This is a genomic window from Paenibacillus favisporus (assembly GCF_040545415.1).
Classification (GTDB): domain Bacteria; phylum Bacillota; class Bacilli; order Paenibacillales; family Paenibacillaceae; genus Paenibacillus_AQ; species Paenibacillus_AQ favisporus.
Genome location: NZ_JBEPLV010000002.1, coordinates 31,981 through 44,325 on the forward strand (window position 1 = coordinate 31,981; position 12,345 = coordinate 44,325).

Sequence of the window (12,345 nt, forward strand, 5' to 3'; positions counted from 1 at the left end):
ATCGGTAGTATTCAAAGTATTTGCTCCACATGCACAATTTATAGCCCGTTCCGGCAGATCAGGCTGGTGGAAGAGGCCATGCCTGACAATACATAGAAAAGCTTTCCCGGGACATAATACGGATGAAGTTAGAGATATCCAGAGGAGGAATACCGATGCAGTCCAATCAAATGCAGGCGATTACCGGCAAGGAGCTGGAATATATCGTCGATTCGATTTCCAATGAGGATCTGCTGATTAAGCAGTGTGCGGCAACGGCCGCTGCTACGCAGAACCCGACGATTCAGCAGGCGTGCCAGCAATACATCCGGTCGATGGACCACCATATCGATTTGCTCGTACAGGCCATTCAGCAGCACCAGCCGCTGGCGCCGACGAGTCCCCAACAATGATAGCTTAGGAGGCATTTGCGCAATGTATTATCAAACTTCCAATAACTCGCAGTTCATGCAGGACGAGGACCTCTTGTACACCATCCTGGCCGATCTGAAAAGAACGGTCCGCGAATACACTACGGCAACGACGGAATCCTCCTGTCCGACCGTGCGGCAGATGTTTACGCAGCTGACGAACGATACGCTCCGCATGCAGGGAGATTTGTACAATCTGATGAAGCAGCTGAATATGTACTCCACGTCATCCAAGGCGCTTCGCCAAGATGTGGACAAGTCGATTCAGGATGCGCGAAATTTGCAGCAAAAGAACCGTCAGTTCGTGCAGCAAAAAACAAGCAGCATGGGCCAATATGCCCAGGCATCCAATCCGTACCAGCAGCAGCAAAGCTCCCAAAACCCGTATTACATGTAATTTGCCAGAGGTGCAGGCGCCGTTTAGTTCTCATGTGCGGCGTCACCAAGCGGATAACAATAAGTACCCAAAATCCTGCTTCTATGAAGCATGGACCCATTTTGCCGTCTCCATTTCGGCCCACGCCGGGGAGACGGTTTTGCTTTGCATGCATGATAATTTCATGTAATATTAGTATTAATCTCGAACCCGGGCCCTTTGTCGTAATAGTGAAGAAAGCCCGTGGAACAAGCGCTGGAGGATGCTGTATGAAACAACTGACGGATTTGAAACTGAAGGTCCTCGACCTGTTGAACGAAGACGCGAGACGGTCCCCGGCCCTGCTGGCAACGCTCATCGGCGTTGAAGAGGAAGCGGTCAAGGAAGCGATCGCGGAGCTGGAACAAGACCATGTCATCGTAAAATATGCGGCGGTCGTGAACTGGAGTAAGATTGAAGACGAGACGGTAACCGCCTTGATCGAAGTGCAGATTACGCCCGAGCGCGGGCGGGGCTTTGAAGGGATCGCGGAGCGGATCTATTTGTATCCGCAGGTCAAATCCGTGTATCTCATGTCGGGAGCCTACGACCTTCTTGTGGAAGTGGAAGGGCGCAACCTGCGGGAAGTGGCCAACTTCGTTTCCGAGAAGCTGTCGCCAATTGATTCGGTATTGTCGACGAAGACAAATTTCATTTTGAAGAAATATAAGCAGGACGGAATTATTTTTGAAGACCGTGAAGAAGATAACCGTCTCATGATCTCACCGTAAAGGAAGATGTGTCATGATCGTGAATGAAGAAACGAAGAAACAGCAGAATTCGAAATCGATGCAATCGTATTTGGCTCCTTTGGTCCGCGATATTCCGCCATCCGGAATCCGCCGATTTTTTGACCTGGCCGAAGGAAGCAAGGACATTATTACACTGGGCGTAGGGGAACCGGACTTCACGACTCCATGGCATGTGAGAGAAGCCTGCGTATATTCCCTTGAGCGGGGGCGCACGGCCTACACCTCCAACGCCGGGATGATCGAGCTCCGGGAAGCTATCGCCCAGTATTTGTATGACAGCTTTCAGGTCTCCTACCAGCCGTCCAATCAGATTCTAGTGACCGTTGGCGGCAGCGAGGCGATTGATCTGGCGCTGCGGGCGCTGATCGTGCCTGGGGACGAAATTCTCATCCCCGAGCCCTGCTACGTATCCTATTCCCCGATCACCTCGATCGGCGGCGGGGTTCCGGTTGGCATCGAGACGTTCGCAGAGAACGACTTCAAGCTGACGGCTGAGGCGCTTGAGGCCAAAATCACGCCGAAGTCCAAGGTACTGATTTTGTGCTACCCGAGCAATCCGACCGGCGCCATCATGACGTATGAAGACTGGCTGCCGATCGCCAAAGTGGTGGAGAAGCATGATTTGATCGTCATTTCTGACGAGATCTATGCCGAACTGACGTATACGCAAAAGCATGTCAGCTTTGCCTCGATTCCGGGCATGATGGACCGGACGGTTCTGGTCAGCGGCTTTTCCAAAGCATTCGCCATGACCGGCTGGCGTATGGGTTATGCCTGCGCCCATCCCGATCTGATCGCCGCCATGCTGAAGATTCACCAATACACAGTGATGTGTGCACCGGTGATGGGTCAGGTGGCCGCGCTGGAGGCGCTGACCAACGGGCTGGAAGAGAAGGACCGGATGATCGAGTCTTACAACCAGCGGCGACGTTTGATCGTGCAGGGCTTCGTCGATATCGGACTGCCGTGTCATGAGCCGCAAGGGGCCTTTTATGCCTTCCCTAGCATCGCTGAGACCGGGCTGTCCTCGGATGAGTTCGCCCAGCGCCTGCTGATGGAAGCAAAGGTCGCTGCGGTGCCTGGAACGGCTTTCGGACAAGGAGGAGAAGGCTTTCTCCGCTGCTCGTACGCCACCTCCGTCGCCCAGCTGACTGAGGCTCTGGAGCGCATTGGAGAATTTGTCCACAAACTGAAAACCAGCTGAACAAAAATTCCCTGTTTCTAGTAGAATTTAACATAAATTTCACTTTTATTTATTTATTTGTATGTTATAATTCTATTTTGGGAGCAAAAATTGACTTGCCAAGGAGGGATGACCTTGTTTTGCGCTGAATACGATTTGCCTGCATTCCGCGGACATTACGCAGCTGAAGGCAGCAATAATGTAAAATGGTCAACCAAAACGACAGATCAGACGAAAACTTTATCCTTGGAAGACGAAATCATGATGCTCCGCAAAAAAATGGAACAGATCTTTATGCAGGAACAGTCTTTTACATCGGAAATCGTAATCGAAATCAGCAGTTTGCTGGATTTGAAAATAAACGAATATATGAAAAGCTGCCCGAAGAAGAAGTCATAATCGGCAGTAGGAAGACCCCGGAACGGGGTCTTCTTTTTTTCTCTCATCAGGTTGTGATATATTGAACCTATCGGAGAAAAGGGGGAGCAGGAGTTGAAGGTATACGGGAAGCTGGCGCTGCTGGTTGTCTTTGCCGTTTTATTGCTGACGGGCTGCGGCAAGGGAGATAAAAACGAGTTATCGGTCTTTATGATTGACAATCAGTCCGATCCGTCTCAGGTATATGAGAAGGTGCAGGACAAGCTTCAGGAAGTGATGGGGCCCGACCTGAAGGTCAAAGTATCGGCCAGTCCGATTTATAACCCGGAGAAGCTGATGGTTGAATATGCTGCCGGCGGGCATGACATCATTTTTCTGCCGGAAGACGATATGAAAAATTACGCCAAAATGGGCGGTCATACCGTGCTGGATTCGTATTTTGACCCGAAAAAATATCCGGATGGCGTGTTCGCGAGCAACGAGGAAAAAGAAGACGGCACGACGGATACGACCGAGCATCTGTACGGCATCCCCGTTCGTGAAATGAAATTTTTCAAAGACCAGAAATACGTTCCGGAGAAGCTGTACGCCACGATCCCGATTTCGGCCAAGTCGGTCGACAATGCGGTAAAGGCGCTTAAGGCATTGACGGAGTAAAGAAGCCAGCACAGAGGACGCGGCTTCCGCGATTCCTTTGATGTATGATAATACGCGATAAAGGGGAGAAGAAGCCCGTGAGAATCTACACACGCACAGGCGATGAAGGCGAAACGTCGGTCATTGGCGGGCGCGTTTTGAAAGACGACCTGCAGGTCGAGGCCTACGGCACGATCGATGAGCTGAACTGCTTTGTGGGCCAGGCGATCAGCCTGATGGAAGCGGAGTCATTGCAGGACCTGAAAGAAAATATGATCGAGATTCAGCATGAGCTGTTTGACTGCGGCTCCGACCTGGCTTTTGTGAAGCTGAGCGAGAGCAAATACAAAGTCGGCCCCGACAAAGTAACGCGGCTCGAGCAGTGGATGGATGCTTACATGGAGGAAACGCCGGAGCTGGAGCGCTTTATTCTGCCTGGAGGCACCCTGCTGGCATCCACGCTGCACGTATGTCGCACGGTCTGCCGCCGCGCAGAGCGTAGAGTCGTGACGCTGGGGCGGGAGAAAGAAATTAATCCCGACGTGCGCAGGTATTTGAACCGTCTGTCGGACTACTTCTTCGTTGTGGCCCGGACGGCCAACGCCCGCAGCGGCGTGGCGGATATCGAATACGTGCGCAGCAAAAAGGTATTCGGACGGAAAAAATGAGCGAATATTATCCCCCGATTTCATATACCGTCCCGCCTTCGGAAGACGGGTGGCTGCTGAAGACGATTCTGCAGAAGAGACTCCACGTATCCCGCAAGCTGCAGTCCCGCCTGAAGCTGACGGAACAGGGGATTACCGTGAATGGCCAAAGAGTGTACATCAGCGTTCCGGTCAGGGATGGGGATGTGGTGGAAATCCGGATGGAGAAAGAAATTTCGGATGATATTCTGCCAGAGCCCATTCCTTTTCGCATTTTGTACGAGGATGAGCACCTGCTGATCGTGAACAAGGAAGCCGGCATCATCGTGCATCCGACGCACGGACACTATACGGGAACCTTGGCGAACGGCGTGGTTCACTATTGGCGGGACAAGGGCGAGGCGTTCCGCTTTCGAGCCGTGCACCGGCTGGACCAGGAAACTTCGGGCGTCATCGCTATCGCCAAAAATCCGTATGTCCACCAGCATATTTCGGAGCAAATGATCGCAAACGAGGTGGACAAAAGGTACCTGGCCCTCGTTCATGGCGTTCCGTCTCCGGATGAAGGAGAGGTGGACGGACCGATCGACCGCGACCCGGAAGAGCCGCATCGGCGTATCGTCACGCCTGACGGGTATCCGTCGCTGACGCGGTATAAGGTCGTTGAGGCGTACGGCTCGTCTTCTTCGCTCGTCCAGCTGAAGCTGGAAACAGGCAGAACCCACCAGATCCGCGTCCATATGACCAGCATCGGCTGCCCGCTGATCGGCGATAAGCTGTACCGGCATCCGGTCTACCGTATGCTTCCGCCTGAGGAAGAGGCGGCTCCGGAGCCCGTTCTGCCGCAGGGATTAACCCCATCCGAGCGGACCGTGGTGCTGCTGGATCACAGCATTTCGCGGCAGGCGCTCCACGCCTGGGAGCTGTCCTTCCAGCATCCCGTCACCCGGGAGCGGATGACCTTTCAGGCACCGCTGCCGCCCGACATGACCCGCCTTATTGGCGAGGCGAAGCAACATGAACTTGATCAATGAAAAGAGTGAGTAACGATGAGCAAATTGAAAGTATACCATTATCCCAAATGCGGTACGTGCCGCAGTGCGGTTAAATGGCTGGAAGCGCACGGCCACGAGCTGGAACTCCAGCATTTATGGGAGGAGCCGCCGGCTCCGGACGAGCTATCCCGCTTGGTCGAGAAGAGCGGGCTGGATTTGAAGAAGTTTTTTAATACCAGCGGAGAGGCGTACAAGGAGCTGGGTCTGAAGGACAAGCTGCCGGCCATGAGCCGGGAAGAGCAGATCAAGCTGCTGTCCAGTAACGGCCGGTTGATCAAACGTCCGATCGTAACCGACGGCAGCAAGGTGACGGTCGGCTTTAAAGAGGACATGTACAAGGAGAACTGGGCGTAGCTTGGGATTCCGTAAAAAACGGTGGCATGACCGACAGGGGAGGGTTCTAGCATTTCCCTGAGGCTTTGCCACCGTTTTGTTTTGTGTTCGAGGATCTATTCCGAAGGGAGCTCTACCCATTGATAGGGCGTTTCCATCGTCTTAAAGCCCTGTTCGATGATCGTGATGATCGCTACCGTCTCGGCCGGATCGACAGGCGGAACGCCGGTTTCGAAGAAGCGGACGAGCGCCCCAGCGAACAGCCCGAAATAATCGGAGTCCGCTTTCAGCATGTTCGTCTCGCCAGATGTATAGCTGACCGTCAGCGAAAAAGGACATCCCCCGCCGAGATGATGGATCTCGGCCTGGCGGCCCCCGCTGAATCCGATCAGCCACGACGGGGCGTGAGGCGTTCCGGTATACATCATCCGGCGGACGCCGGGGCCCAGCAGCGAGACGATCGGTTCGATCTGGTGGATCGAATAGTTGTCGTACCGCCCCGGCCCGAAGCTGATGATGTTTTCGATGCCGGCGCGCTCGGCCCCGGCGTACTCCGCGGCGAAGCGAAGCGCCGAGCTGGAGAACAGCGGCGTCCCGTGCTGCTCAGCTAGATCGAACAGGCGCCGAGCGGTCTGGCGGTCCGGGGCAAAGGTTTTGTCAATATAGGTAGGCTTGCCGGATTGAAGCGGAAGCTGGGCGAGCGACTCGTGGTACTGCGGATGGTCGGGCGAAAGGACAATGATGTAATCGCTTCGATCCACGACCTCGGCAATCGAAGGGAGCAGCTCGATTCCTTTGTCTTCACTCCACTGTACGTTGGTGCGCCCGGAAGGCGAATCGGCCATTCCATAGGCATAGGCCACCTTCATCGTGCCGCCCGATGCCTGTTCAATCCACTTCGGATAATGCTCGGCATGCCATTCATCGAGGTAATAATCGATAAAACCGATCGTTTTCAAGCAGCAATCCCCCTCAATCGCTTATTACAGCTCGATTTCCCTGCGCTGCTCGGAAGAGTCGTAGATTGCCTGAATCATCTTGGAGGTGACGATGACGGTATCGATATGGGATGGCAGCTTTACGCCGGTCTGGATGCATTCGAGAAAGCCGTTGATTTCGTTCTCGAAATGGTCGCTCGATGAATACTTGGGCTTCGTTTCCAGCAAAGCTCCGTCTTTGGCCCCGTAAATAGTGAAGTCGCCTCCGTATTGTAGGCGGATCCCTGCTTTGTCGCCCAGAAAATCGATGTAGGTTTCGGGTGTGCCGATGTTCTGCGCCCAGGCGCCGTTGATCGTAATGCCCGGCCCTTCGGTGCGGATCATGGCCGTGACAAAGTCATCGACATCATACGTACCGGCGTAATTCGGGGGCCCTGCCCACATGTTCAGGTAGGCGTAATTTGGCAGGTCCCGCCCCAGCTTGGAGTATGCCTGGCCGGATACCGTCAACGGACGCGGATCGCCGGCGCAGTACATGACGATGTCCAGATAATGGACGCCCCAATCGATCAGGACGCCCCCGCCGGCAATTGATTTGGTGGTAAACGCGCCGCCAAGTCCCGGAATGGAGCGGTGAGCTCGGAAGCTTGCATAGATATGGTACAGTTCGCCAAGCTCGCCACTCTCGATCAGGTTTTTGATCATGTTCACGCTTTTGTTGAACCGGTTCACGACCCCGATATTCAGCACTTTGCCCGTTTCGTGCTGCACTTTCTGCATCTCCAGCGCTTCCGCGTAGGTGCGGGCCGCAGGCTTTTCGCACAGGACATGTTTGCCCGCCCGCAAAAAATCGATGGAGATGGCGGCATGAGCATCGTTAGGGGTACATACGGAGACGGCATCGATCTCGGGATCGTCCAGGATGTCACGATAATTTTCCACGGCGGTGCCGCATTCATAATCCTTGACCGCCTGCTCCGCCTTCTTCTTGTCCGTGTCGCAAAAATATTTGATTTCGGCGTCCGGATGTTTCAAATAGTTGGGGATATGCGCCGCTCTGGCAATGGTCCCGCAGCCGATGACAGCGACCTTGATCGTTTTTCCCATATTCATTCCTCCTGCTTGTTAGGTGGGTTTATCCTTTTCAAGATTCGATATTTGGAGAATAACTCCTGCCGGATAATTCAGGATGAAGGGAGATCTTCTTCACAAATTTTATGTTACAGGCTGTCTGGTTTATGACTTGAACGGGCGGGACAAAAAGCAGGAATAAGCCGGGAATGGTGATATCAGGAAGGGCCTCATGCCCTGGCGGATATGCTATACTAGAGGAAGCAGTGCCGAACCTTGGAATCCAGGGGAAACAGGCAGACAAGGGGAGAAACAAGAAGTGACAGCAAATGAACAACGCCAATCCGTGATGCTCGTGGATGGCATGGCCTTATTATTCAGAGCTTATTTCGCGACCGCGTCCAGCGGCTACATTCGCCGCACGAAGGCGGGGGTTCCGACAAACGCGATCTACGGCTTTATTCGTTATTTTTGGGATGCAGTGCAAACGTTTAATCCGACGCATGTGGTCTGCTGCTGGGATCTCGGCGGCGGTACGTTCCGCGGACAGCAGTTTGCCGCTTACAAGGGCAACCGTCCAGACGCCCCGGACGATCTGATTCCGCAGTTTTCGATGATCCGCGACGTGATGGACAGCCTCGGCGTTCCGAATATCAGCGCGGAAGGGTATGAAGCGGACGACTGCATCGGGACACTGGCCGACCAGTTCGGACGGGAGATGGACGTGATGGTCCTGTCCGGCGATAACGATTTGCTTCAGCTCGTCAGCGATCGGACGACGGTCATTATTATGAAAAAAGGGCACGGCAATTACAAAGTGTATACACCGGAATCCCTGTATGAAGAGAAGCAGCTGCGCCCGCGGCAGATTATCGACGTGAAGGCGCTCATGGGCGATACGAGCGACAACTACCCCGGCGTGAAGGGCATCGGCGAGAAAACTGCGATCAAGCTTGTGCAGGAATACGAATCCGTTGAAGGGATTCTCGAAAATCTGGACCAGCTGTCCAAGAGTGTCCGCGCCAAGATCGAGGCCGACCTCGACATGCTGCACCTGTCGCGCAAGCTTGCCGAGATTCACTGCTGCGTGCCCGTCGCCTGTTCGCTGGATGTGTGCCAGCTGTCGCTCGATCACCATCAGGTGATCAGCAAGTTTGAAGAACTCGAAATGAAGAGCCTGTGTTCTCTTATGGGACTGGCCATCAGCTAAATGGGTACAGAGTGCTGGCGTTTTTGGAGCGCCGGCTCTTTTGTGCTCTAGTCGATTGACTTTCAAGGATTAACTGGGCTATAATGCCCGTGATTGTTTTGATATAAAGATAGAAGGTAATATGGCATTTATACAGGGCTTGGGAGGCCCGCTGCAGGAGGGAACGACTACGATGAGTTTATTAGGAGCAATTGAAGCAGGGGGAACGAAATTCGTATGCGGAATCGGCCAAGAGGACGGTACCGTTGTGGAACGGATCAGCTTCCCGACTACGACGCCGGAGGAAACGATGGCCCAGGTGGTCGATTTCTTTAAGGGCAAAGACATCGCGGCGATCGGAGCAGGTTCATTCGGGCCGATTGACCCGGTGAAGGGAAGTCCTACATACGGACGGATTACGACGACGCCGAAACCTTATTGGAGCAATTTCGATATGGTCGGACATTTGCGCTCGCACTTCGATCTGCCGATCGAATTTGATACCGACGTGAACGGGGCCGCCTTGGGCGAAGCGACTTGGGGAGCAGCCCAAGGGCTCGAAAGCTGCCTGTACATTACCGTTGGCACGGGTATCGGCGCCGGTGCGGTTGTGGGCGGTGAGCTGATCCATGGCCTGTCCCATCCGGAAATGGGACATATCCTGGTCCGCCGTCATCCGGAGGACAAATTCGAAGGCTTCTGCCCTTATCATGGCGATTGCCTGGAGGGGCTGGCAGCCGGACCTTCCTTGTCCAAACGCTGGGGTGTTCCGGGTGCGGAATTGACGCCGGACCATCCGGCTTGGGCGATGGAAGCTTACTATCTCGCTCAGGCGCTGATGAACTACATTTTAATCCTGTCTCCGCAAAAAATCGTCATGGGCGGCGGCGTCATGAAACAGCTGCAGCTGTTCCCGCTGATTCATGCCGAGCTGCGCAAACAGCTGAACGGCTACGTACAGGTTCCAGCGATCATGGAGGATATCGAGAATTACATCGTTCCGCCGCAGCTTGGCGACAACGCCGGCCTGTGCGGCGCGCTCGCGCTCGCCAAGAAGGCGCTGGCTTCGGGTTAAGCCGAAGGTTTGATTGACTGACGGGCCTTCATGAGATGGCTTGCACCGAAAAAGAGGAAAGAGGGCTGAAGAGCCCTCTTTTCGCATTTATGCCGAATGAAGTAGAGAATCATTTCGGTAGAATTTTTTACACGTGACAGGAAAAATAACAGAAATTATAAGTTTGAGCCCGTATTTATAAATAATTACGGGTTTTTTATGTTTTCTGAACTGATACAGATGGGTGAAACTGGACACGAATACAATGTTATATTGGGTCGCGTATTCAACGACTGTCTAGAGGGATGATTTCAGAGTGTTAACATTTTTCGTTTGGAGTTTTTCTTCCGATTGAGCTGCTCCGAGATGATTAATAAATCGTGCCAAAAGTAGTGAATATTATAAATGTCTAAATCATGAAGTTGATAATTGATAATGATTGTGTTAAATTTATTCTTAGTTGGTTTGATGAACGAACTAATATAAGTTCAAGGGTGTAATCTATCAGGGGAAAAATAATGAGTCGGAAGATGAATAAGAAATTGAGCAGTTTTTTATTTATAAATAAAAGCTTTATGTGAGTTCGTAAAAATGTAAGGGCTTTTATTTGGTTTCGTATTCCAATCTTTCCCCTAACGAAGTGAGAGGATTAACTAGGTTTAGAAGTTAAGTGAAGTGAAAAGTAAATCTAAAATTTACATCTTAGAAGGAGTTTTCATCATGAGCGATAACACAAATAAAATTCAGCAAAATGAGTATCACAAGCTTAGTCTTGCTGAACGTCTTGGCTACGGTTTTGGAGACTTTGCTCAAAACCTTGTCTTTGGTACAGTTGGAGGCTTCCTTGCCCTCTACATGACGACTGTCAATGCTATCGGTACAGCAACAGCAGGTTTTATTTTCGCCATAGTCCGGATCATCAATGTTATATGGGATCCAATGGTCGGAACCTATGTCGATAAACGCTCATCAAAAGCAGGTAAATATCGTCCTTGGCTACTTCGTGCAGGCATTCCGCTCGTTATTTTGGCTGCACTGCTGTTTGCGCCGATTCCTGCGGTTCGCGATTCAGTGCCCTATGCCTTCATCACTTATCTCTTGCTTGACTTGGTTTATTCCGTCGTCAATATTCCTTACGGCTCGTTGAACGCTTCATTAACCCGCGATCCTAAATCTGTAGACCAAATCACAACGACGCGTATGATGCTTGCAAACGGTGCCAATCTACTTGTCTATACATTGTTCCCAATGTTTGTTCAAATGGCTGCCCCTAAAGATCGTGAACTCAAAGACACTGGCTTATTTGGACTAAAACTTCATATGGGAACTTACACTGACCCTTCTGCAGGTCATGCTTGGTTTGGCGTTTATGCCGTTTATATGGTTATTGGAGCCATTGCGCTGTTCTTCTGCTACAAGCTGACGAAAGAACGCGTTGTCGCCAATGCTGAACAATCGGCACATGTTAAAGTTTCTGATTTCTTTGTTGAATTTAAGAATAATAAGCCATTGGTTATCTTGGGAATGTTCTTCATGTTGGCATTTACATTTATGTTCTTCATGAATACGGTTAACGGATATTTTAACCAATACACTGTCGATCACTCGGAGTGGATGGGGGCTGTGGGGCTGATTGCCTCCATACCTGGTATCGCTTTTGCAGCATTCTGGCCAAAACTTAAGAAAGTATTGGGTAAAAAGGGCTTCTTCTATTTCTTCCTCGGTATGTTTGTGGTCGGCGAAATCCTGACTTGGGTTTGGAGTCTTGACGGTATGCACGATCAACTTTGGTTAGCGTATGTTTCAACATTCATCAAGCAATGGGGATTGACTTCAGCGACTGGTTTCATGTGGGCCCTTGTTCCTGAAGTGGTTTCATATGGCGAGTTGAAGTCGGGGAAACGTAATGCGGCTATTATCAACGCGATTATGGGGCTGTTCTTCAAGATTGGCTTCACGATTGGCGGTGCCGTTCCACTGTGGTTCCTTGCCGCTTACGGATTTGACGAACATGCCGATCACCAAACAGCTCTCGCCGTCTCAGGAATTAATACGACTGCTATTTGGATACCTGCTGCTCTTGCTGTTGTTGCTATGATTGTGATGAAACTCTATCCATTGTCTGATAAAGACGTTGACAGCATTAACAAACAACTTGACGCAAAACGCGCTGAAATGAAAGCGTAAAGGTAGCACTATTCACGGCCAACCAGAGGTCCATTAAAAGAATCGCAGCCTCTATAGGTGATTTTGAACACGATTTCACGAAATGATAGATTGAATA

Annotated in this window: 14 protein-coding genes; 12 read left to right on the forward strand and 2 right to left on the reverse strand. The window is 51.7% G+C overall.

Going from position 1 to position 12,345, the window contains the following annotated elements:
* Positions 1-155 precede the first annotated feature (155 nt).
* The 9 genes from ABID47_RS08215 to ABID47_RS08255 all read left to right on the forward strand — a co-directional run bounded on the left by ABID47_RS08215 (position 156) and on the right by ABID47_RS08255 (position 5,830).
* Positions 156-392, forward strand: a complete 237-nt coding sequence (locus tag ABID47_RS08215; protein ID WP_145025475.1) for a hypothetical protein — start codon at positions 156-158, stop codon at positions 390-392.
* A gap of 22 nt (positions 393-414) precedes the next feature.
* Complete coding sequence (locus ABID47_RS08220) at positions 415-807, forward strand: spore coat protein (protein WP_145136263.1); 393 nt, start codon at positions 415-417, stop codon at positions 805-807.
* Positions 808-1,055: 248 nt separating this feature from the next.
* The gene (locus ABID47_RS08225) at positions 1,056-1,556 is read left to right on the forward strand and encodes an Lrp/AsnC family transcriptional regulator (RefSeq protein WP_076170676.1); all 501 of its coding nucleotides are present in this window, start codon (positions 1,056-1,058) and stop codon (positions 1,554-1,556) included.
* A 13-nt stretch (positions 1,557-1,569) separates the two neighbouring features.
* The gene (locus tag ABID47_RS08230) at positions 1,570-2,781 is read left to right on the forward strand and encodes an aminotransferase class I/II-fold pyridoxal phosphate-dependent enzyme (protein ID WP_076170674.1); all 1,212 of its coding nucleotides are present in this window, start codon (positions 1,570-1,572) and stop codon (positions 2,779-2,781) included.
* A 114-nt stretch (positions 2,782-2,895) separates the two neighbouring features.
* Entirely contained in the window at positions 2,896-3,159 is a 264-nt protein-coding gene (locus ABID47_RS08235; RefSeq protein ID WP_076170672.1) for an aspartyl-phosphate phosphatase Spo0E family protein, read from the forward strand.
* A gap of 93 nt (positions 3,160-3,252) precedes the next feature.
* A complete protein-coding gene (locus ABID47_RS08240; RefSeq protein WP_116232165.1) occupies positions 3,253-3,795 on the forward strand; it encodes a hypothetical protein in 543 nt (180 codons plus the stop codon).
* Positions 3,796-3,872: 77 nt separating this feature from the next.
* A complete protein-coding gene (locus ABID47_RS08245; RefSeq protein WP_076170668.1) occupies positions 3,873-4,442 on the forward strand; it encodes a cob(I)yrinic acid a,c-diamide adenosyltransferase in 570 nt (189 codons plus the stop codon).
* Complete coding sequence (locus ABID47_RS08250; protein ID WP_354495825.1) at positions 4,439-5,455, forward strand: RluA family pseudouridine synthase; 1,017 nt, start codon at positions 4,439-4,441, stop codon at positions 5,453-5,455. Before ABID47_RS08245 ends, ABID47_RS08250 begins: the two co-directional genes overlap by 4 nt.
* Before the next feature lie 15 nt (positions 5,456-5,470).
* The gene (locus ABID47_RS08255) at positions 5,471-5,830 is read left to right on the forward strand and encodes an arsenate reductase family protein (RefSeq protein WP_354495827.1); all 360 of its coding nucleotides are present in this window, start codon (positions 5,471-5,473) and stop codon (positions 5,828-5,830) included.
* Between the two features lie 95 nt (positions 5,831-5,925).
* Here the strand turns inward: ABID47_RS08255 and ABID47_RS08260 are convergent, their stop codons facing one another.
* Both ABID47_RS08260 and ABID47_RS08265 read right to left on the reverse strand, forming a co-directional pair.
* Complete coding sequence (locus ABID47_RS08260) at positions 5,926-6,768, reverse strand: Gfo/Idh/MocA family oxidoreductase (protein ID WP_354495829.1); 843 nt, start codon at positions 6,766-6,768, stop codon at positions 5,926-5,928.
* 24 nt (positions 6,769-6,792) lie between these two features.
* The gene (locus tag ABID47_RS08265) at positions 6,793-7,854 is read right to left on the reverse strand and encodes a Gfo/Idh/MocA family protein (protein WP_116232169.1); all 1,062 of its coding nucleotides are present in this window, start codon (positions 7,852-7,854) and stop codon (positions 6,793-6,795) included.
* Positions 7,855-8,167: 313 nt separating this feature from the next.
* Here ABID47_RS08265 and ABID47_RS08270 point away from each other — a divergent pair, with 313 nt between their 5' ends.
* The 3 genes from ABID47_RS08270 to ABID47_RS08280 all read left to right on the forward strand — a co-directional run bounded on the left by ABID47_RS08270 (position 8,168) and on the right by ABID47_RS08280 (position 12,248).
* Positions 8,168-9,028, forward strand: a complete 861-nt coding sequence (locus ABID47_RS08270) for a 5'-3' exonuclease (RefSeq protein ID WP_089550059.1) — start codon at positions 8,168-8,170, stop codon at positions 9,026-9,028.
* A 172-nt stretch (positions 9,029-9,200) separates the two neighbouring features.
* The gene (locus ABID47_RS08275; protein WP_354495831.1) at positions 9,201-10,082 is read left to right on the forward strand and encodes an ROK family protein; all 882 of its coding nucleotides are present in this window, start codon (positions 9,201-9,203) and stop codon (positions 10,080-10,082) included.
* 699 nt (positions 10,083-10,781) lie between these two features.
* Positions 10,782-12,248, forward strand: a complete 1,467-nt coding sequence (locus ABID47_RS08280) for an MFS transporter (RefSeq protein WP_145136250.1) — start codon at positions 10,782-10,784, stop codon at positions 12,246-12,248.
* Positions 12,249-12,345 lie beyond the last annotated feature (97 nt).

Excerpts from the sequence above, each read along its gene's own strand:
- ABID47_RS08250 (WP_354495825.1), top strand. The coding sequence starts at position 4,439 with ATGAGCGAATATTATCCCCCGATTTCATATACCGTCCCGCCTTCGGAA.
- ABID47_RS08270 (WP_089550059.1), top strand. The coding sequence starts at position 8,168 with ATGCTCGTGGATGGCATGGCCTTATTATTCAGAGCTTATTTCGCGACC.
- ABID47_RS08280 (WP_145136250.1), top strand. The coding sequence starts at position 10,782 with ATGAGCGATAACACAAATAAAATTCAGCAAAATGAGTATCACAAGCTT.
- ABID47_RS08230 (WP_076170674.1), top strand. The coding sequence starts at position 1,570 with ATGATCGTGAATGAAGAAACGAAGAAACAGCAGAATTCGAAATCGATG.
- ABID47_RS08225 (WP_076170676.1), top strand. The coding sequence starts at position 1,056 with ATGAAACAACTGACGGATTTGAAACTGAAGGTCCTCGACCTGTTGAAC.
- ABID47_RS08275 (WP_354495831.1), top strand. The coding sequence starts at position 9,201 with ATGAGTTTATTAGGAGCAATTGAAGCAGGGGGAACGAAATTCGTATGC.
- ABID47_RS08255 (WP_354495827.1), top strand. The coding sequence starts at position 5,471 with ATGAGCAAATTGAAAGTATACCATTATCCCAAATGCGGTACGTGCCGC.
- ABID47_RS08220 (WP_145136263.1), top strand. The coding sequence starts at position 415 with ATGTATTATCAAACTTCCAATAACTCGCAGTTCATGCAGGACGAGGAC.
- ABID47_RS08215 (WP_145025475.1), top strand. The coding sequence starts at position 156 with ATGCAGTCCAATCAAATGCAGGCGATTACCGGCAAGGAGCTGGAATAT.
- ABID47_RS08265 (WP_116232169.1), bottom strand. The coding sequence starts at position 7,854 with ATGGGAAAAACGATCAAGGTCGCTGTCATCGGCTGCGGGACCATTGCC.